21 protein-coding genes are annotated in these 19,585 nt (G+C 66.3%); 16 read left to right on the top strand and 5 right to left on the bottom strand.

Annotated elements, in window-relative coordinates:
* Positions 1 to 46: 46 nt before the first annotated feature.
* From ACLB0R_RS09400 to ACLB0R_RS09380, 5 genes are all read left to right on the top strand, one after another.
* Positions 47 to 577 carry a 2Fe-2S iron-sulfur cluster-binding protein gene (locus ACLB0R_RS09400; protein WP_416642989.1) on the top strand — a complete coding sequence of 177 codons (531 nt, stop codon included), beginning with the start codon at positions 47 to 49 and terminating at the stop codon, positions 575 to 577.
* Positions 574 to 1,557, top strand: a complete 984-nt coding sequence (locus ACLB0R_RS09395) for an FAD binding domain-containing protein (RefSeq protein WP_416642988.1) — start codon at positions 574 to 576, stop codon at positions 1,555 to 1,557. Before ACLB0R_RS09400 ends, ACLB0R_RS09395 begins: the two co-directional genes overlap by 4 nt.
* Positions 1,557 to 3,770: a xanthine dehydrogenase family protein molybdopterin-binding subunit gene (locus ACLB0R_RS09390; RefSeq protein ID WP_416642987.1), complete on the top strand. Its 2,214-nt coding sequence runs from the start codon at positions 1,557 to 1,559 to the stop codon at positions 3,768 to 3,770. Before ACLB0R_RS09395 ends, ACLB0R_RS09390 begins: the two co-directional genes overlap by 1 nt.
* Before the next feature lie 110 nt (positions 3,771 to 3,880).
* Complete coding sequence (locus tag ACLB0R_RS09385) at positions 3,881 to 4,807, top strand: XdhC family protein (protein ID WP_416642986.1); 927 nt, start codon at positions 3,881 to 3,883, stop codon at positions 4,805 to 4,807.
* A 24-nt stretch (positions 4,808 to 4,831) separates the two neighbouring features.
* Positions 4,832 to 5,407: a nucleotidyltransferase family protein gene (locus ACLB0R_RS09380; protein ID WP_416642985.1), complete on the top strand. Its 576-nt coding sequence runs from the start codon at positions 4,832 to 4,834 to the stop codon at positions 5,405 to 5,407.
* Here the strand turns inward: ACLB0R_RS09380 and ACLB0R_RS09375 are convergent, their stop codons facing one another.
* From ACLB0R_RS09375 to ACLB0R_RS09365, 3 genes are all read right to left on the bottom strand, one after another.
* A complete protein-coding gene (locus tag ACLB0R_RS09375; RefSeq protein ID WP_416642984.1) occupies positions 5,408 to 6,106 on the bottom strand; it encodes an SDR family NAD(P)-dependent oxidoreductase in 699 nt (232 codons plus the stop codon).
* Positions 6,107 to 6,205: 99 nt separating this feature from the next.
* Positions 6,206 to 7,519 carry a methyl-accepting chemotaxis protein gene (locus ACLB0R_RS09370; RefSeq protein WP_416643062.1) on the bottom strand — a complete coding sequence of 438 codons (1,314 nt, stop codon included), beginning with the start codon at positions 7,517 to 7,519 and terminating at the stop codon, positions 6,206 to 6,208.
* 50 nt (positions 7,520 to 7,569) lie between these two features.
* On the bottom strand, positions 7,570 to 8,913 hold the full coding sequence (locus ACLB0R_RS09365; RefSeq protein WP_416643061.1) for a methyl-accepting chemotaxis protein: 1,344 nt from the start codon (positions 8,911 to 8,913) through the stop codon (positions 7,570 to 7,572).
* Positions 8,914 to 9,293: 380 nt separating this feature from the next.
* On the opposite strand from ACLB0R_RS09365, the gene sdhC reads away from it, so the two are divergent.
* From sdhC to ACLB0R_RS09340, 5 genes are read left to right on the top strand one after another with little or no spacing between them, the layout of a single operon-like run.
* Positions 9,294 to 9,698, top strand: coding sequence for a succinate dehydrogenase, cytochrome b556 subunit (gene sdhC / locus ACLB0R_RS09360; protein ID WP_416642983.1), 405 nt, complete (start codon positions 9,294 to 9,296; stop codon positions 9,696 to 9,698).
* Between the two features lies 1 nt (position 9,699).
* On the top strand, positions 9,700 to 10,095 hold the full coding sequence (sdhD, locus tag ACLB0R_RS09355) for a succinate dehydrogenase, hydrophobic membrane anchor protein (RefSeq protein WP_416642982.1): 396 nt from the start codon (positions 9,700 to 9,702) through the stop codon (positions 10,093 to 10,095).
* Positions 10,095 to 11,897: a succinate dehydrogenase flavoprotein subunit gene (gene sdhA, locus ACLB0R_RS09350; RefSeq protein ID WP_416642981.1), complete on the top strand. Its 1,803-nt coding sequence runs from the start codon at positions 10,095 to 10,097 to the stop codon at positions 11,895 to 11,897. The genes sdhD and sdhA overlap by 1 nt, the downstream gene beginning before the upstream one ends.
* 43 nt (positions 11,898 to 11,940) lie before the next feature.
* Positions 11,941 to 12,960, top strand: coding sequence for a C13 family peptidase (locus ACLB0R_RS09345; RefSeq protein WP_416642980.1), 1,020 nt, complete (start codon positions 11,941 to 11,943; stop codon positions 12,958 to 12,960).
* A gap of 13 nt (positions 12,961 to 12,973) precedes the next feature.
* Positions 12,974 to 13,294: a GlsB/YeaQ/YmgE family stress response membrane protein gene (locus tag ACLB0R_RS09340; protein ID WP_434953830.1), complete on the top strand. Its 321-nt coding sequence runs from the start codon at positions 12,974 to 12,976 to the stop codon at positions 13,292 to 13,294.
* A gap of 63 nt (positions 13,295 to 13,357) precedes the next feature.
* On the opposite strand, the gene ACLB0R_RS09335 is transcribed toward ACLB0R_RS09340, so the two are convergent.
* Positions 13,358 to 14,101: an SDR family NAD(P)-dependent oxidoreductase gene (locus ACLB0R_RS09335; protein ID WP_416642978.1), complete on the bottom strand. Its 744-nt coding sequence runs from the start codon at positions 14,099 to 14,101 to the stop codon at positions 13,358 to 13,360.
* Between the two features lie 187 nt (positions 14,102 to 14,288).
* Here ACLB0R_RS09335 and ACLB0R_RS09330 point away from each other — a divergent pair, with 187 nt between their 5' ends.
* From ACLB0R_RS09330 to ACLB0R_RS09315, 4 genes are all read left to right on the top strand, one after another.
* Entirely contained in the window at positions 14,289 to 15,080 is a 792-nt protein-coding gene (locus ACLB0R_RS09330; RefSeq protein ID WP_416642977.1) for a succinate dehydrogenase iron-sulfur subunit, read from the top strand.
* Between the two features lie 210 nt (positions 15,081 to 15,290).
* Positions 15,291 to 15,746, top strand: a complete 456-nt coding sequence (locus ACLB0R_RS09325) for a PaaI family thioesterase (protein ID WP_416642976.1) — start codon at positions 15,291 to 15,293, stop codon at positions 15,744 to 15,746.
* Positions 15,743 to 16,858: a cell division protein ZapE gene (zapE, locus tag ACLB0R_RS09320; protein WP_416642975.1), complete on the top strand. Its 1,116-nt coding sequence runs from the start codon at positions 15,743 to 15,745 to the stop codon at positions 16,856 to 16,858. Before ACLB0R_RS09325 ends, zapE begins: the two co-directional genes overlap by 4 nt.
* A gap of 110 nt (positions 16,859 to 16,968) precedes the next feature.
* Positions 16,969 to 18,669, top strand: a complete 1,701-nt coding sequence (locus ACLB0R_RS09315; protein WP_416642974.1) for a S10 family peptidase — start codon at positions 16,969 to 16,971, stop codon at positions 18,667 to 18,669.
* Here the strand turns inward: ACLB0R_RS09315 and ACLB0R_RS09310 are convergent.
* The gene (locus ACLB0R_RS09310; protein ID WP_416642973.1) at positions 18,587 to 18,865 is read right to left on the bottom strand and encodes a hypothetical protein; all 279 of its coding nucleotides are present in this window, start codon (positions 18,863 to 18,865) and stop codon (positions 18,587 to 18,589) included. The two genes, ACLB0R_RS09315 and ACLB0R_RS09310, sit on opposite strands and share 83 nt — an antisense overlap.
* Positions 18,866 to 18,953: 88 nt before the next feature.
* Between ACLB0R_RS09310 and ACLB0R_RS09305 the strand changes: the two genes are divergently transcribed.
* Both ACLB0R_RS09305 and ACLB0R_RS09300 read left to right on the top strand, forming a co-directional pair.
* Entirely contained in the window at positions 18,954 to 19,283 is a 330-nt protein-coding gene (locus ACLB0R_RS09305; RefSeq protein ID WP_416642972.1) for a YbjQ family protein, read from the top strand.
* A 7-nt stretch (positions 19,284 to 19,290) separates the two neighbouring features.
* Complete coding sequence (locus tag ACLB0R_RS09300) at positions 19,291 to 19,584, top strand: hypothetical protein (RefSeq protein ID WP_416642971.1); 294 nt, start codon at positions 19,291 to 19,293, stop codon at positions 19,582 to 19,584.
* The last annotated feature ends 1 nt before the right edge of the window (position 19,585 follow it).

Below are 19,585 nucleotides of genomic sequence, written 5' to 3'. Positions count from 1 at the left end.
ATCCGGCCGCCCGCGCCAGCATCAGAGTGTATCAAAGGGGAACTCCATGCACTTTACCATCAATGGCCGCGCCTTTGAGGCCGAGCCGGACATTCGGGCGTCGCTGCTCGACCTGCTGCGCAACGAGCTGGGCCTGATGGGCACCAAGAAAGGCTGCGACCATGGCCAGTGCGGCGCCTGCACGATTCTGGTCAACGGTCGCCGCATCAATGCCTGCCTGACGCTGGCGGTGATGCACCAGGATGACGACATTGTGACGATCGAGGGGCTGGGCGCGCCGGACAAGCTGGCGCCGCTGCAGGATGCATTCGTGCGCCACGATGCTTATCAATGCGGCTATTGCACGCCGGGGCAAATCTGTTCTGCGGTAGGCCTGCTGAGCGAAGTCGAAGCCGGCTGGGCGAGCCATGTCAGCGACGACCTCGCCGCGCCCGCGCTCTCCCGCGCCGAAATCGCCGAGCGGATGAGCGGCAATCTCTGCCGCTGCTCGGCCTATCCCAATATCGTCGATGCGATTGCCGAAGTGGCGGGCGTCGACGGCGCCAGCGTGACCGAAGCCGAGGTGGTGGCAGCATGAGAAGCTTCGATTATTGCCGCGTCGCCAGCCCCGAGCATGCGGTCGCCGCCATGGCCGAAGGGCATCCGCGCTTCATTGCAGGTGGCACCAATTTGCTCGACCTGATGAAGCTCGAGATCGAAACGCCCGACCGGCTCGTCGATATCAGCCGGCTGGCGCTGGGCGATGTCGAGAACACCGATGCCGGCGGTCTGCTGATCGGCGCGCTGGTAACCAACAGCGATCTGGCGGCTGATGCGCGCGTGCGGGCGCGCTATCCGGTGCTGGCACGCGCGCTGCTGGCGGGAGCCTCGCCGCAGCTCCGCAACAAAGCGAGCGTCGGCGGCAATCTGCTCCAGCGCACCCGCTGCCCCTATTTTTACGACACCAACATGGCGTGCAACAAGCGCGCGCCCGGCAGCGGCTGTGCGGCGCTGGGCGGTATCACCCGCAGCCACGCCATCCTCGGCACCAGCGAGCATTGCATCGCGACGCACCCGAGCGACATGGCGGTGGCGCTCGCCGCGCTTGACGCGGTTGTGGTGACGCTCGCGCCCGATGGCGACCGCCGCCGCATCGCGATCGGCGATTTCCATCGCCTCCCCGGCCAAACACCCCACCACGAGACGGTGCTCAAGCGCGGCGAGCTCATCACCCATGTCGAGCTGCCCGCCGCCCCACCGGGGCGCCAGGCCTATCGCAAGGTACGCGACCGCGCCTCTTATGCCTTTGCGCTGGCCTCGGTTGCGGCTGTAATCGCGGTTGAGAATGGCGTCGTTACCAGCGCCCGGCTCGCATTCGGCGGCATCGCCACCAAGCCTTGGCGCGACACGGCGGTCGAAGCCGCGCTCGTCGGCCACGCCCCCACCGCCGAGCGCTTCGCCGCCGCCGTCGACGCCTTGCTCGCCGGCGCGCGCGGGCATGGCGGCAATGATTTCAAAATCCCCCTCGCCCGTCGCCTGCTGTTGGCGGTGCTGCGCGACCTGACCGGAGAGCTGTGATGGCCGAGATGCGGATGGACCAGGATGCGCCGGCGCTGGCGCTCGATCGTGGCGTGCAGGGCGTGCTCGGCAAGCCGCTGCCGCGCTATGAAGGCGCGCTGAAAGTCACCGGCCAGGCGCCTTATGGCTATGAGCATGCGGTGCCCGGTGAGGTCGCCTATGGCTATCTCGTCACCGCGCCCGCCGCCAAGGGGCGGGTGACGGCGATCGATGCCAGCGCCGCGCGCGCGATGCCCGGCGTGATCGACGTCATCGTCGACGATCCGCGCCTGCCCCAGCAAGCCGCCGGCTTCGGCCCGCCGCCTTCGGGCCATGCGACGATCGACCATTATGACCAGCTGCTCGGCATCGTCGTCGCCGAAAGTTTCGAGGCCGCGCGCGCCGCGGCCCGCGCGGTGCGCGCGACGATCGAGGCCGAACCCGGCCGCTATGGCTATGACATGATGGCGGGGCTGGACGAGGCGAGCGGTCCACCGCGCGATTCGCGGCTGCAGGACATCCACAAGGGCGATCTCGACGCCGCGATCGCCGAGGCGGTGGCGACGGTCGACGCGACCTACACCACCCCCAACCAGGTCCATGCCGCGATGGAGCCGCACGCCAGCGTTGCGGTATGGGATGGCGACCGGCTGACGCTCCATTCCAGCCTGCAGATACTGGGCGTGGCGCGGCAGATCCTCGCGCACATCTTCGGCATCGAGGCTGAGCAGGTGCGGATCCTGTCGCCCTATATCGGCGGCGGCTTCGGCGGCAAGATGCTGGGGCCGGAAGCGATCTGCGCCACCATCGCCGCGCGCGCGATCGGCCGGCCGGTGCGGATCGCGATGACGCGGCAGCAGCTGTTCCACAACGTCTATCGCCGCACCGAGACGCACCAGCGCATCCGCCTCGCCGCCGATGCCGACGGCAAGCTCACCGCGCTCGCGCATGACAGCGTGGTGGCGCAGGGGCCGCATGGCGGCTTCATGGAGCCGGTCGCGCTCGGTACGCTGTCGCTTTATTCGGCGCCCGTCCGCCAGATCACGCATCGGGTGGTCACGATGGACATGATCACCGCCGGCGCCGTCCGCGCGCCGGGCGAGGCGGTCGGCATGATGGCGCTGGAAAGCGCGATCGACGAGATGGCGCATCAACTGGGCATGGACCCGATCGCGTTCCGCAAGCTCAACGAGCCCGAAGTCGATCCCACCACCGGCGCGCCCTTCTCGTCGCGTCGGCTGATCGAGTGCCTCGATCTGGGCGCCAAGCGCTTCGGCTGGGGCCAGCGCGACGCCACGCCGGGCAGCGTCCGCGACGGCGAATGGCTGATCGGGCTCGGCGTCGCCGCCGCGGTGCGCATCAACCTGCTGATGGATTCGGAAGCGCGGGTGACGCTGGGGTCGGACGGTCGCGCGACGATCGAAACCGACATGACCGATATCGGCACCGGCAGCTACACCATCCTCGCCCAGATCGCCGGCGAAGCGTTGGGCCTGCCGATCGAGGCGATTACGGTAAAGCTGGGTGACAGCGATTTGCCGCGCTCGGCGGGCTCAGGCGGGTCGTTCGGCGCGCCGAGCGCGGGCTCGTCGGTGGCGCTGGCGTGCGAGGATATCGTCGAGCGCCTTGCCGAACGCATGGGCGCGGCGCCCGCCGACGTGACGCTGAAGGACGGCCACGCCATCGCCGGCAATCGCCGCGTGCCGCTAAGCGAGCTCACCGGCGGCGCGCCGATCGTCGCCACCGGCACTATCCACCAGGGCCGCAATGCGCGCACCTACAGCCAGCAAGCGCATGGCGCGCAATTCGCCGAAGTCGCGGTGAACGCGGTGACCGGCGAAGTCCGCGTGCGGCGGATGGCAGGCGTGTTCGACGCCGGCCGCATCCTCAACGCCAAGACCGCGCGCAGCCAGGCGATCGGCGGGATGATCTGGGGGGTGAGCTATGCGCTGATGGAAGAAGCCGTGCTCGACCGCCGCTTCGGCCAGTTCGTCAACCATGACCTTGGCGACTATCACATCCCGGTCAACGCCGACATTCCGCCGATCGACGTGCAGTTCATCGAGGAAATCGACCGGCACGTGAACCCGATCGGCGCCAAGGGGCTGGGCGAGCTGACCATCTCGGGTGCCGGCGCGGCGGTGGCGAACGCGGTATTCAATGCGACCGGCGTGCGCGTCCGCGACTTCCCGATCACGCTCGAGAAGCTGCTGCCGGGGCTGCCGGGGGTTTGAGCGATCGGCAAGACCCCATCCCGTTCGGGCTGAGCTTGTCGAAGCCCTGTTCTTCATTGCGACCAAGTGCCGCCCTTCGACAAGCTCAGGGCGAACGGAGTTGAGAGGTTATGGCCGATAACGACACCGTCCTCGCCGCTGCCCAAGCGTGGCAAGGCGCGCCGATGGCGATCGCGACCGTCATCTCGACCTGGGGATCGGCGCCGAGGCCGCGCGGTAGCCACATGATCGTCCATGTCGATGGCCGTTTCGAGGGCTCGGTATCGGGCGGCTGTGTCGAGAGCGACATCCTCGCGACCGCCGCCGAAGTCATTGCCGGCGCGCCGTTCCAGCGCAAACATTATGGCGTCGCCGACGCCGCCGCCTGGGAAGTCGGCCTGCCGTGCGGTGGCGAGATCGAGGTGCTGGTCCAGCCGGTCAGCGCGGCGGGCTTCGACCCCGAATTGTTCGACCGCATCGCCGAGGCGCGCGCCGCGGGCCAGGCGATCACCGTCCATACCGATCTCGATACGGGACAGAGCACGACCCGCACCATCGAAGGCGCGGCGTTCGTCAACCGCTATGACCCGCCGCGCCGGCTGCTCATCGTCGGTGCGGTGCAGATCGCGCAGGCGCTGGCCGGCCTCGCGCGCGAGCTGGGCATCGCCGTGACGCTGATCGATCCGCGCGCGCGCTTTTTGACCGAGGAGCGCTTTCCGTACGTGACGCTCGACGATCGCTGGCCAGACGAAGCCATCACTGCGCTCGCCCCCGATCCCGCGACGGCCGTCGTCACGCTCAGTCACGACATCAAAATCGACGACCCCGCGCTCATCGCCGCGCTGGCCAGCCCGGCAAGCTATGTCGGCGCGCTCGGCAGCCGCAAGAGCCACGCCGCCCGCGTCGAGCGGCTGAAAGCGGCCGGTGTCGCCCCCCAAGCCATTGAACGGATTGACGCGCCCGTCGGGCTTGATATCGGCGCTATCGGGCCGGCCGAAATCGCCTTGTCGATCGCGGCGGCCATGATCAGGGCGTTCCACGCCCCCGGGGAAGCCTGAGCTGATAATGCCTGAGTTGTGCCGATGATCGCTGCCGACAAGACCGTGCTGGTACTGCTCGCCGCCGGGCGCTCGACCCGCTTCGGCTCGGCCGACAAGCTGGAAGCGACATGGCGCGGCAAGCCGCTCGCGCTCCATGCGGTGCAGGCGCTGAAGGCCGTGCCGTTCGCGCACCGCGTCGCCATCGTGTCGGACACCACAGTCGATTTCTCGGGCCAGGGCTTTGAGGTGATCGTCAATCCCGATCCCGATGAGGGGCTGGCGCGCTCGCTCCGGCTCGGCGTCGCGGCGGCACGCGATGTCGGCGCGGCGGCGATGCTGGTCGCGCTTGCCGATATGCCGCGCATCACCACCGAGCATGTGCAGCGCGTGCTCGATGGGGCGGAGGGGGCAATGTCGATAGTCGCGTCGAGCGATGGCGCGCACGTCAAGCCGCCCGCTTTGTTCGGCGCCGGTCATTTCACCGCGCTAGCGGCGATGACGGGGGACGCCGGCGGTCGCACCCTGCTCGCCGACGCCACGCGCGTCGCCGCCGATCCCGACGAGCTGATGGACATCGACACGATCGAGGACCTGGAGCGCCTGCGCGCAGCGGGTTAGCTACCGCACATAGCTCGCGCCGTTGATGTCGAGCACCGCGCCCGTCATCGACGGCGGCGCTTCGAGCGCGCAGAAGCGGGCGGCGGTGGCGACTTCCTCCGGCATCGCGACGCGCCCCAGCGGAATATCAGCGAGCAATTTGTCGCCGCCGCGGCTCGCCAGATATTCCTCGGCCATGCCGGTCATGGTGAAGCCGGGGCAGATCGCGAACGCCAATATGCCGTCGCGGGCATAGCCGCGCGCGATCGATTTGGTCATGCCGATCATGCCGGCTTTGGATGCTGCATAATGCCAATGGTCGGGGCTGTCGCCGCGATAGGCAGCGCGGCTGGCGATGTTGACGATCCGGCCGCCAACCCCTCGCGTCTGCCAGTGCCGCACGGCGAGCCGGCACAATTCGGCCGACGCGGTCAGGTTGATCCGCATCGTCCGCTCCCATTCGGCGACCCAGTCGGCGTCGTCGCGACTGATCGGATTGGCCTCGAACACCCCGGCATTGTTGATGAGGACGTCGATCGCGCCGCCAAGCTGATCGAGTGCTTCAGCCCAGGCATGTGCAGGCGCGGCGGAATCGGCGAAATCGGCGGCGATGTGGCTGGTTGTGGCTTGTCGCGCGAGGGCAACACCGGGGGTGTCGAGCGAGTTGGCGATGGCGGCGCCAATGCCGCGCGAGGCACCCGTAAGGAAGATTTTGATCATGGCTTGGGACTTAGCGTGCCTGCCCCCATCCGTCACCCCAGCGAAAGCTGGGGTCGCTGGCGGCACGCGGTCCCAGCTTTCGCTGGGACGACGAGATGGCTACGCTGCGACGTTGGCGGAGAATTTGCCCGCGGCGCTTTGCAGCCCGTGCAGGCGATCATCGACTTCGGCGAATTCGCGGTCGAGCCCGGCGATTTCGCTGGCGACATTTTCGGTATCTTCGCGGATGGCGGTGATGGTGGCGGACATCGAGTCGGCGGCGAGCGCCGTCTCGTCGACGCTGGCGGTAATTGCGGTCACCGTCTGCGCCTGGATTTCCATCGCACGCCGGATTTTCTCGGCGGATGCCTGGACTTCGCTCACCGTCGAGCGGATCGAGGCATTGGTTTCAACGGTCGTACGGGTGGCCGACTGGATCGCCGCAATCTTTGCAGCGATGTCGTCAGTCGCCCGCGCGGTTTGGTTGGCAAGGCTCTTCACTTCCTGCGCGACGACCGCGAAACCGCGACCGGCATCGCCCGCGCGCGCCGCCTCGATCGTCGCGTTCAAAGCGAGCAAATTGGTCTGGCCGGCAATGTCGCGGATCAGCCCCAGAATAGATTCGATCGACTTGGCATGCTCGCTTAGCGCTTCGGACATGCTGACCGCCGCGCCAGCCTGGCTCGACGCCCGTGTCGCAATATCGGCCGCCGCCTCAACCTCGCCGCGCGCATCTTCGATCGCGCGGATCAACCCTGCTGCCGTCTGCGCCGCCTCGCGCATCGCGATCGCCGATTGCTCGGCAGCGGACGCGACTTCAGAAGTCTTGTCGATCATGCTGCCGGCGGCGTGCGAGGCATCGCTGGCCCGGCCGCGCAGCCGCGCGCCCAGCGCCGCAGCTTCCTTCACGGTCGAGGCGATCTCGGCATCGAACAGCTCGGCGCGCTGCTGGCGCTCCTGCCGTGCTTCGTCGCTCTGCGAATTGACCAGCCATGACGTGACCATCTGCGCCTCGAGCACCGCCAGCCGCTGCACGACATCGGCGCAGCGGCCGAATTCGGCGGTCTCGCCATAAGTAGCGCGGGCAAGCTCGATCACGCGCGCATGGCCGCGCGCATAGGCCGAGACGAGCGACTCCGCCGAAACCCCGGCCTTGAAGCTGTCCGCCGTCTGCCGGGTCGACCACTCGCTCCAGCGTTCGCCAAAGGGATCGCGGAATTTGAGCAGGATATAATCGCCGGTCTTTCGATGCCGCTTGGCGAGCAGCTCGGGCGTGAACAACGGCACCAGATGGCGCGTATCGGAGCGCGACAGATAATAGCTCCAGAACGCATCGGCGACCGACAGCATATCGGGCTCGATCGCTTTCAGGATCAGCGCGCACGTTTCGGCGACGGTGCCGTCCCAATCATAATCGGCGACGCGCTCGCGCATCGAGCGGAGCACGCGCGGACCGCCTGGCGACAAGGGGATGGCGACCTGGCTCAAGCGGCGACCTTGGAGATGAAGTCGCTCGCGGTGGTCTTGAGCGTGCCGAGCCGGCCGTCAAACGCGTCGAAGCCGGTGCCGACGCGCTCGATTTCGCTGGCGACATTTTCGGTATCTTCGCGGATCGCGGTGATGGTGGCGGACATCGAGTCGGCGGCAAGCGCGGTTTCGTCGACGCTGGCAGTGATGGCGGTGACCGTCTGCGCCTGGATTTCCATCGCGCGGCGGATCTTCTCGGCGGACGCCTGAACTTCGCTCACCGTCGAGCGGATCGAGGCATTGGTTTCGACTGTGGTTCGCGTCGCCGACTGGATCGCGGCGATCTTGGCGGCAATGTCGTCGGTTGCGCGAGCGGTCTGGTTGGCGAGGCTCTTCACCTCCTGCGCGACGACCGCGAAGCCGCGCCCCGCGTCACCGGCGCGCGCCGCTTCGATCGTCGCGTTCAGCGCGAGCAAATTGGTCTGGCCGGCAATATCGCGGATCAGGCCCAGGATCGATTCGATCGACTTGGCATGCTCACTCAGCGCTTCGGACATGCTGACCGCCGCCCCTGCCTGGCTCGACGCCCGGGTCGCAATATCGGCCGCCGCTTCCACTTCACCCCGCGCATCCTCGATCGCGCGGATCAAGCCTGCCGCCGTCTGCGCCGCCTCGCGCATCGCGATCGCCGATTGCTCAGCCGCGGCGGCCACTTCGCTCGTCTTGTCGAGCACGCCGCGCGTCGATTCGGACGTGCGCGAGGCCTGACGACGCAGCTCGGCGCCTTCCGAGGTTACGGTGGCGACCATCGTCGCGATGCCGTCGCGATATTCATGCGCCAGCCGGTCGCGCGCGACTTGCGCGCTATGCTCGCGATAAGCGTTGTAGATGGCGACGGTCAGGTCGCCTTCGAGCGCCGAGAGACGCATGAGGGTATCGATCAGCACTGGCAGCCGCGCATCGTCGCGCTCGACCCGCTCGATCAGAAATTTGAGCGCGGCGCGATCGCTCGCGTTGATCATCGAGAGCAGCGCCATCGGCTGCACGCCGGCTTCATAAGCCGCGGCGACCGAGCGCTCGATCGATTCGACCCAAGCAAGGCCGCTGGTATCGAGGAAGCGGTTGCGCAGGAAAACGACGCCGAGGTCGATCATCTTCTCGGTTTCGTGCGGCGCCCAGAGGCGCTCATCGGAAAAGCAGCGCAGCCATTGCTGCCAATAGGCCGCCGAAATGTCGCGGATCGCCGGCTCAAGCACGGCCCAGGCCTCGCGGCTGGCCGACGCGAGCGAATGGTCGAAGTCGAACACCCGCAGCCGCGCGGCGAGATCGCATTTGGCGGCGATGGTGCCAGGAACGGGCAGATCGGTGGTCGGCAAGGGTCCAGTCTCCGCAACGGGCGGGCGCCATAACGGTCGCATGCCCTCCTTGCTGAAAAGGCTAGCCCGATTTGGTTAAGGGAGCGTTAGAGGGGGGATAGCCTTCCCCACGGCCCCTCTCCCCTTGAGGGAGAGGGATACGAAGACTTGGCAGCTTGCTGCCTAGTCGAAGTTGGGTGAGGGGTAGGTCCCGCGCTATCGAGGGTGGAAATCCCCCTCACCAAGCTCCGCTAAGCGCCTTCGGCGCCAAGCTGCGCTATCCTCTCCCTCAAGGGGAGAGGAATTGGATACTCGGCATCGCGTCGCTTGCATCGCGCCCCCGCACGGCTAATAGGGCGTCCGAGCAACACGAAGGACCAGGCATCTTGGCCAGCCAACGCCCGATCTCACCGCATCTCACCATCTGGAAATGGGGCCCGCACATGCTGGTCTCGATCCTCCACCGCGCGACTGGCGACGGGCTGGCAGTGGTGGGGTCGATCCTGCTCGTCACCTGGCTGGCGATGATCGCGGCGGGCGAGGATTCGTATAACCGCTTCATGAGCCTGTTCGTCACCGCGCAGGGCCATCTCAATCCGCTCGGCTATCTGTTCGGCATCGGGCTGACGCTATCGCTGTTCCAGCACATGGCGTCGGGCATTCGCCACTTCGTGCTCGATACCGGTGCCGGCTATGAGCTGAAGGCGAACAAGCGCGGCGCGCAGGCGACCATCCTGTTCTCGCTCGCTGCGACCACGGCCTATTGGGCCTATCTCATCTGGGGCAAATAACATGGGTAGCGGCACCGAACTCGGCCGGGTCCGCGGCCTCGGCTCGTCCAAGGAAGGCGCGCATCACTGGTGGCACCAACGGCTGACAGCGGCTGCCAATCTGGTGCTGATGCTGTGGTTCCTCGCCTCGATGGCGCGGCTGCCGGCGCATGATTTCGCCGCGTTGCAGCTATGGCTGAGCTCGGCCTGGGTGGCGGTACCGATGGCGCTGCTCGTCATCAGCGTGTTCTACCATTTCCGCTTGGGGCTGCAGGTGCTGATCGAGGATTATGTCCACGGCGCCGGCCGCTATGCGTGGATGCTGGTCCTCAACTTCTTCGTTGTCGCACTGGGCGCGACTGCCCTGTTCGCGATCCTCAAAATCGCCTTCACTGCCCAGACCGGAGCCGCTTCCTGATGGCCGACGCCTATAAGATCATCGATCATACATATGACGCGGTGGTGGTCGGCGCCGGCGGATCGGGCCTGCGCGCGACGATGGGGATTGCGGAGTCGGGCCTCAAGACCGCGTGCATCACCAAGGTGTTCCCGACGCGCAGCCACACCGTCGCGGCGCAGGGTGGCATCGCCGCGTCCTTAGGCAACAACACGCCCGATCACTGGACCTGGCACATGTACGACACCGTGAAGGGATCGGACTGGCTGGGTGACCAGGACGCGATCGAATATATGGTGCGCGAAGCCCCGGCGGCGGTCTACGAGCTCGAACATGCCGGCGTGCCGTTCAGCCGCAACGACAATGGCACCATCTATCAGCGCCCGTTCGGCGGCCATATGCAGAATATGGGCGAAGGCCCGCCGGTCCAGCGCACCTGCGCGGCGGCCGACCGCACCGGCCACGCGATGCTGCACGCGCTCTACCAGCAGAGCCTGAAATACGACGCCGATTTCTTCATCGAATATTTCGCGCTCGACCTGATCATGGAGAATGGTCAGTGCCGCGGCGTGATCGCCATGTGCATGGAAGACGGCTCGATCCACCGCTTCCGCAGCCACGCCGTGGTGCTGGCGACGGGCGGCTATGGCCGCGTCTATTTCTCGGCGACCAGCGCGCATACCTGCACCGGTGACGGCAACGCGATGGTGCTGCGCGCCGGCTTGGCGCTGCAGGACATGGAATTCGTCCAGTTCCACCCGACCGGCATTTACGGCGCGGGCGTGCTGATCACCGAAGGCGCGCGTGGCGAGGGTGGTTACCTCACCAACTCCGAAGGCGAGCGCTTCATGGAGCGCTATGCGCCGTCCGCGAAGGACCTTGCCAGCCGGGACGTCGTCTCGCGCTGCATGGCGCTCGAGATTCGCGAAGGGCGCGGGGTGGGCAAGGAGAAGGACCATATCTTCCTTCACCTCGACCATATCGACCCCAAGGTGCTCGCCGAGCGGCTGCCCGGCATTACCGAGACGGGCAAGATCTTCGCCGGCGTCGATCTCACCCGCCAGCCGCTGCCGGTAACGCCGACGGTGCATTACAATATGGGCGGCATCCCCTGTAATTATCATGGCGAAGTCGTGCAGCTACGCGATGGTGATCCCGATGCGGTCGTGCCCGGCCTTTATGCGGTGGGCGAGGCGGCGTGCGTCTCGGTCCACGGCGCCAACCGGCTCGGCTCGAATTCGCTGATCGACCTCGTCGTGTTCGGCCGTGCGACCGGCCTGCGCATCAAGGAAACGCTAAAGCCCAACACGCCGCACAACCCGCTGCCCAAGGGTTCGGAAGAACTGGCGCTCGCCCGGCTCGACCATTTCCGCCACGCCGCTGGCAGCCAGCCGACCGCGCAGATCCGCCTCAACATGCAGCGCACCATGCAGAAGCATTGCGCGGTGTTCCGCGATAATGCGCTGCTCGGCGAAGGCCAGACCAAGGTTCATGAGATTTACCAGTCGATGGGCGATGTCGGCATCAAGGACCGCAGCCTGATCTGGAACACTGACCTCATTGAAACGCTCGAACTCGACAATCTCCTCGCGCAAGCCGTGGTGACGATCGAATCCGCCGCCAACCGCAAGGAATCGCGCGGCGCGCATGTCAACGAGGATTTCCCCGAGCGCGACGACAAGAACTGGATGAAACACACCATCACCAGCTTTGACGGCTGGGGCGGCAAGGGCGGTGAGACCAAGATCGATTACCGCCCGGTCCACGACTACACGCTCACCGACGAGGCGGAGTATATCAAGCCGAAGAAGCGGGTGTACTAAGCCCCGCCATTGACAGCTGCGCCCCGCCCGCCTGAATGAGGGGATGGTGCATTTGTCGGGGGCGATGATGGCGGTGATCGGTTTGATGCGGCGGATCGGCATGGTGGCCGCGCTGCTCCTCGCCCCCGCCACGCTCGCGCAGGACTCGGGCTATCAGCCGCCCCGCCACGCTGCCCCGCCGCCGTTCCTGCAGCAGCTCTCGGCCTCGGACGTTATCCGCTATGCTGATGCCGGCATCCAGATCGAGCATGATCATCCTGCCGCCTGGTCGCTCGCCGAGCATCGCCGGCTGGAGCGCGCACTCGCCGGCCTCCAGCCGCAGCGCAAGGGCGTCGTCGATGCCTATGTCGTCGCGGTCGCGCTCGATAGTGACCCAAATTTCGGCAAGGAAGCGCGCGAGGCGGCGCGGGTGCTCGCCCGCCGCTACGATGCCGCCGGCCATACCATCGTGCTCGCCGGGTCCGATGGCACGCGGGACAGCGACTTGCCGATGGGATCGCCCGACAATCTCTCCGCCGCGCTCGCCCGCGTCGCCGAGCTGATGGACCATGATGAGGACGTGCTGGTGCTCTACACCACCAGCCACGGCGCGCCGTTGGGGATTGTCTATAACGATGCCGATCAGGGCTATGGCGTCATCTCGCCCAACCGGCTCGCGGCCGAGCTCGACGGGCTGGGGATCAAGCGGCGCGTTGTTATCCTGAGCGCCTGTTTCGCCGGCGTGTTCGTGCCGGTGCTGGCGTCCGACGATACCGCCGTGCTGACCGCCGCCTCCTCGGATCGCACCTCGTTCGGCTGCCAGGCCGATGCCGACTGGACCTTCTTCGGCGACGCGCTGGTCAATCACGCGCTCCGCAAGGCACAGCCGCTCGATGCCGCCGCGCGCGAAGCGGCGGGGCTGATCCAGGGCTGGGAAGCGCAAGGCAAGCTGACGCCGTCGCAACCGCAAACGAGCATCGGCAGCGGCGCCGCGCGCTGGCTGGCGACACTCGATGCGCGCACACCCCGCGCAACGACGCCCTCGGTGGGTCGCCCGGCTGTCACGCTGCTGGAAGGCCGCTGATCGGCGCTTGTCGATGGCTGCGGGCTGCGCCAAACTCGGTGCGTTCGGTCAAGAATCGAACGGGAGGGACATTATGCACATCATTCGAATGTTGATCGTCGGCCTGATCGTCGGCGGAATCGCCGCCTTTCTCTATCCCCACAACCAGCATCTCGGCTTTATCGGCCTGACGGCGGTGGGCATTGGCGGCTCGTTCGTGGGCGGCTTCATCACCCATTTGATCAGCCCGCCGGCGCCGGGCAGCTCGCAGGCGCTGCACCCGGCCGGGTTCCTGATGTCGATCATCGGCGCGCTGGTGCTGATCTTCGGCCTGCGCCTGCTACACCTGCTCTGACCACCCCTCAAAACCCGGCGCGCCAAAGGGGGAAGGCGCGCCGGGCCTCGGCGGCGTGGCTCCTCAGATCGAGAAGCCGCCGTCGATATCGATAGTGGCGCCGGTGATGTAGCTCGCCTCGTCGCTCGCCAGGAACGCGGTGAGCGCGGCGACCTCGTCCGCCGTGCCATAGCGGCCAAGCGCGGTCATCGGCGTCAGCGCGCTGGCAAAGGGACCGTCGGCGGGGTTGAGATCGGTGTCGATCGGGCCGGGCTGGATGACGTTGACGAGGATGCCGCGCCCGCCCAGATCGCGCGCCCAGCCGCGCGCAAAGCCGGCCACTGCCGCCTTGGTCGCGCCATAGACCGCGCCGCCCGGCACCGGCACGGTATGCGCGTTGACGCTGCCGATGATGATGATGCGGCCGCCATCATTGAGGTGCGGGATCGCCGCCGCCGTGCCATCGTAAACGCCGTTCACATTGACGCCGAATTGCTTGCGGAACGAACCCGTGTCGCCTTCGCTGATCGGGGTGAATTCGGCGATGCCGGCATTGTGGACAAGGATGTCGATGCTGCCCAAAATTGCCACGGCTTCGGCAACGGCACGCACTGCGTCGGCCTGATTACCGGCATCAGCCTTGATCGCGCCGCCTTCGCGCCCGGCCGCCTTGATCGCGCCCGTTACCTGGTTGGCGGCGTTTTCATTGCCGGCATAAGTGATGACGACATCGGCGCCTTCCTGCGCCAGCCGTCGCGCGATTGCCGCGCCAATGCCGCGCGCGCCGCCGGTAACCAGCGCCTTCTTGCCCTCAAGCCTGCCTGCCATGTCTGCTGATCCTGTCTGGATGAAGGGCGCGATTGCCCTGCTTGGCGCTAAATGGGACGCGGGCGGCATGCTTCAAGCGATGGCAGGCAGATGCACGCTCGATTGCCGATTTTGCAGCACCAAGTATTTGCGAGGGCGCCCGCGCTTGTGTATCCGACGCCCGAGCAAGTGAGGATTACCGCGAGCCATGGCCGAATTCGCCCTGCCCAAAAACTCCAAGATCACCGACAAGGGCCGCGCCTTTGCCGCGACCCCGGGCACCAAGCGCGACGATATCAAGACGTTCAAAATCTATCGCTACGATCCCGATAGCGGCGAGAATCCCCGTTACGACACCTTCCAGGTCAATCTGAAAGAATGCGGGCCGATGGTGCTCGACGCGCTCATCAAGATGAAGGCCGAGCAGGACAGCTCGCTCACCTTCCGCCGCTCGTGCCGCGAGGGGATTTGCGGCAGCTGCGCGATGAATATCGACGGCAAGAATGGCCTCGCCTGCACGACCGCGATCGAGGACATCAAGGGCGATGTCCGCATTACGCCCTTGCCGCACATGGAAATCATCAAGGACCTCGTGCCCGATTTCAAACATTTCTACGCGCAATATGCCTCGATCAAGCCGTGGCTGCAGACCGTCACCCCGTCGCCGAGCGGCAAGGAGCGGCTGCAGTCGCCTGAGGATCGCGCCAAGCTCGATGGTCTCTACGAGTGCATTCTGTGCGCGTGCTGCTCGACCAGCTGCCCGAGCTATTGGTGGAATTCCGACAAGTTCCTCGGCCCGGCCATCCTGCTCCAGGCCTATCGCTGGCTCGCCGACAGCCGCGACGAGATGACCGGCGAGCGGCTGGACGAGCTCGAAGACCCGTTCCGTCTCTATCGCTGCCACACCATCATGAACTGCGCCAATGTCTGCCCCAAGGGCCTGAGCCCCGCCAAGGCGATTGCGGAAATCAAGAAGATGGAAGTCGAGCGGGTCGCGTAACAGCAACTCCTCTCCCGTTTACGGGAGAGGATAGCGGAGCTTGGCGCGGCACGCGCTTAGCGTAGCTTGGTGAGGGCAGCCGCTCGGCCAACGTCGGATTTACCCCTCACCCAGCTCCGACTAATGCCTTGCTTACGCAAGACCTAAGTCTACGCATCCCTCTCCCCTTCAAGCAGGGGCGAGGGTTTGGAGGTAAGCCCCGGAAGACGAATGCCTGACTCTACCTCCCCCCATTTCCGCTATGTCGAAGCGCCCGATCATCCCGGCTGGATGAGCTGGGAGCTTGCCGATCCCACCCGCTTCAACAGCCTGTTCGGGCGATTTCTGTTGAAAGTGGAAGGCGGCATCGCGCGCGTGCGGATGGTGCCCGAACGCATCCACTCCAACCTGTCCAATCACATGCATGGTGGCGCGCTGCTGGGGTTTATCGATATCGCGCTGTTCGCCGCCTCGCGCGGGTTCGGGCTGATCGAGGCGGGCACCGCCGTGACGGTCGATCTGTCGACACAATTCCTGGGCGGCGCGCGGATCGGCGAGGAGGTCGAGGCGCAGGTCGAGCTGCTGCGCGAGACCCGTCGGCTGCTGTTCCTGCGCGGGCTGGTCGTGCAGGGCGAGGAAAAGGTCGCTGCCTTTGCCGCGACGATCCGCAAGCCGACGGCGCCATGACCTTCATCCTCGATCGCTACCAGCAGCTCCTTGCCAATGGCGAACTCCGCGCCGATGCCGAGCAGCAGGCCGCGGTGCTCCGCCTTGCCCATCTCGCCACCGCGCTAGAGGCGACGCCGCCGCGCGGCTCCGTCCTGTGGCGCGCACTCGGCCGCGCGCCCGAGCCGCCGGTCGGCGTGTACCTCTGGGGCGCGGTCGGGCGCGGCAAGTCGATGCTGATGGACTTGTTCTTCGCCTGCACCGAGATTCGCCGCAAACGCCGCGTCCATTTCCACGAATTCATGCTCGAAGTGCACGCGCGGCTGAACGAGGAGCGCAGGAAGGAAGCCGGCGATCCCATTCCCCCGGTCGCGGCCGCGCTCGTCGGCGACACCCGGCTGCTCGCCTTTGACGAGATGGTGATCAACAATTCGGCCGACGCGATGATCCTGTCGCGCCTGTTCACCGCGATGTGGGCGCGCGGGCTGACCGTGGTCGCCACAAGCAACCGCCCGCCCGACGACCTCTACAAGGACGGCCTCAACCGCGAGCATTTCCTGCCCTTCATCGCGCTCCTCAAGGGGAAATGCGACGTCATCGGCTTGAACGGCCCAACCGATTATCGCCGCGACCGGCTCGGGCGGATGGACATGTGGCTCGTCCCCAATGGCCCGGAAGCAACCGCCCAACTCTCCGCCGCCTTCTTCCGCCTGACCGACTTCCCGCCCGAGGACCGCGCGCATGTGCCGGCCGAGGATATTCCGGTCGGCCAGGGGCGCACGCTCCACATCCCCAAGAGCCTGAAGGGCGTCGCGGTCGTCAGCTTCAAGAAGATGTGCGCTGAGGCGCGGGGTGCTGCGGATTATCTGGCGGTCGCGCGGCGCTATCACACCGTCATCATGGTCGGCATCCCGCGATTGGGCCCCGAAAACCGCAACGAAGCGGCGCGGTTCGTCACCTTCATCGACGCGCTCTATGAGCACAACGTCAAGCTGATCGCCGCCGCCGATGCTCAGCCCGAAGACTTGTACGTCGCGGGCGACGGCAAATTCGAGTTCGAGCGCACCGTCAGCCGCCTGAAGGAAATGCAGTCGGAAGATTATCTCGCGCGCGGCCACGGAGTGTCGGCTTAAGCAATCGTCACCCCGGGCTTGACCCGGGGTCCCGCTTCCTGGATCGTCGGATTTAGCGGGACCCCGGCTCAAGGCCGGGGTGACGGTCGAGACGAGGTAGGGGAGGCGAAATGCGCACATTCAATCGGTTGAGCACGCTGACGCTCGCGCTCGCCTTCGCGGCGGCGCCCGCACTGGCTGCCGACAAGGGCAAGTCGGCCGACCCCAAGCCGGCTGCCGATGCCTCCGCCGATGGCAAGGACAAGCCCACCACCCTGTTCTCCCCCCACAGCGTCACCACCAGCGGCAGCGTGACCGCCGGCGGCCAGCGCGTCGATTACAAGGCGGTCGCAGGCACGCTGGTCATCCACCCCGCCGATTATGACGATGCCGCCTGGCGCGCCCAGGCCGAGAAGGATCGCGACCCCGCCGCCGCGCCGCCCGAAGCATCGATGTTCTACGTCGCCTATTTCAAGAACGGCGCGCCCTCGGCCAGCCGGCCGATCACGTTCCTCTACAATGGCGGCCCCGGCTCGCCGACGGTGTGGCTGCATATGGGCGCGTTCGGCCCGCGCCGCGTGGTGACGATGGACGACAGCCACACGCCGGCCGCGCCCTATCGCATCGTCGACAACGCCTCGAGCCTGCTCGACGCGACCGACCTCGTCTTCATCGATGCGCCGGGCACCGGCTTCAGCCGCATCACCGGCAAGGACAAGGAAAAGGCGTTCTTCGGCATCGATGCCGACGCGCACGCCTTCGCCAATTTCATCCGCCAGTTTTTGAGCCAATATGGCAGGTGGAATTCGCCCAAATTCCTGTTCGGCGAAAGCTATGGCACGCCGCGCTCCGCCGTGCTCGTCAACGAGTTGGCGGCCGGCGACAATATCGACATGAACGGCGTGGTCCTGCTATCGCAGATCCTCGACTTCAACCTGTTCGCCGGGCTGCAACAGGCCAATCCCGGCAATGTCGAAGGCTATGTCGTGCAAGTGCCAACCTTTGCCGCGACCGCCTGGTATCACAACCATCTGCCCGCCGGCCGCCCCGCCGAGCTCGAGCCTTTCCTCGCCGAGGTCGAGAAATTCGCGACCACCGATTACGCCGCCGCGCTCGCCCAAGGGTCAGAGATCGACCCCAAGACCAAGCAGGCGGTCGCCGAGCGGCTGTCGCGCTATATCGGCCTGCCGGCATCGTTCATCCTCAAGGCCGATCTGCGCATCGACGGGCCGACCTTCTCCAAGCATCTGCTCGAGGACCAGGGGCTCACAACGGGCCGGCTCGATTCGCGCTTTGCCGGGCCCGACCTCGATCCGCTGTCGAAAGACGCCGAATATGATCCGATGGATGCCGCGATCAGCTCGGCTTATGTGACCGCCTTCAACGCCTATGCGCGCGACACGCTCAACTGGGGGCACGACCAGGAGTTCAAGACCGCGATCAACGCCTTTCCGGTGTGGGACTGGAGCCACTCGCCGCCCGGCCAGCCCTTCGCGTTCAAGATGGTCGGCACCAGCGTGATGGGCGATATCGCCAACGCGATGAAGATGAACCCGGGGCTTAAGGTGCTCGTAGCCGGCGGCTATTACGACCTGGGCACGCCCTTCTACCAGGGCTGGTACGAGATGCATCACCTACCGGTACCGGCCGCGCTCCAGGCCAATATCGACTATCGCTATTACCCGTCAGGCCACATGGTCTATTCGCACGAGGAATCGCTGCGCAAATTGCACGACGATGTCGCGGCGTTCATCCGGCGGAATTCGGGAGAACAGGCTGTGGATTTTCGTCTGTATGGGGAGAAGGTGGAAAAGCGCCGCGGAGCCAAATAAAGCTCTGCCCCGCCGCGTTCACTGCCAGCCCCGCCAATAATGCCACGGTAAGCCCCGCCGCCAGCACCGGCGGCACGCCCGCCTCATGCAGCCGCGCCAGCACGATCGGCGCGGCGAGCATCACCAGCGCGATGGCGGGCAACGCGGCGAGCACCGCCTGGCGGCGTTCGGGGGAAAGGGGCGGCAGCGCGATCACGTCGATTGCGCTAGGGCCGCGCCCCTTAACAGCTTATATAAGCCGCAGCGACATTCGTGGTTAGCAAGCGGTAAACCGGGAGGGCGCGATGCTGGTGACGACGACGGAGAATGTGCCCGGCCATCAGGTCAAGGGCGTGCTGGGGCAAGTGTTCGGCGTCGTGGTGCGCTCGCGCGGCATCGGCGGGAACATTACCGCGAGCTTGCGCTCGATCGTCGGCGGCGAGATCCACGAATATACCAGCCTGGTCGAGGAAACCCGTCGCCACGCGATCGACCGCATGGTGCAGAACGCCGCGCTGATGGGCGCCAATGCGGTCGTGATGATGCGCTTCGATTCGGGTGAGATCGCGCAATCGATGAACGAAGTGATCGCTTATGGCACCGCGGTGATCCTCGATCCCGCGCCCACCGCTTGAGCCGCGCATGCTGCGCGGGGTGGTCTTGGGCTTCGCGATTCTGTTCGTCGCGCTAGCGCTTGCCGGAGTGGTTGAGGAGGGATCGAGCTGGCCGACGCTGATCGTGGCGCTCGTCCTGCTGGCCGGCGTGTTGTTCGAGCGGCGGCGCTACGGCGCTGCGCAGGCAACAGCACCGGCAGGCGAGAATTGGCAGGCGACGCCCGAGCGTTTCTTCGACGAAACCGGTCAGCGCGTGCGGGTTTGGGTCGACGCCAGAACCGGCGAGCGCCGCTACGTGGCGGACGATTCGGCACCGGAATAAC

The sequence above is a fragment of the Sphingomonas sp. GlSt437 genome (assembly GCF_048015635.2).
GTDB lineage: Bacteria > Pseudomonadota > Alphaproteobacteria > Sphingomonadales > Sphingomonadaceae > Sphingomonas.
This window is presented reverse-complemented; position numbering and strand designations above follow the sequence as displayed.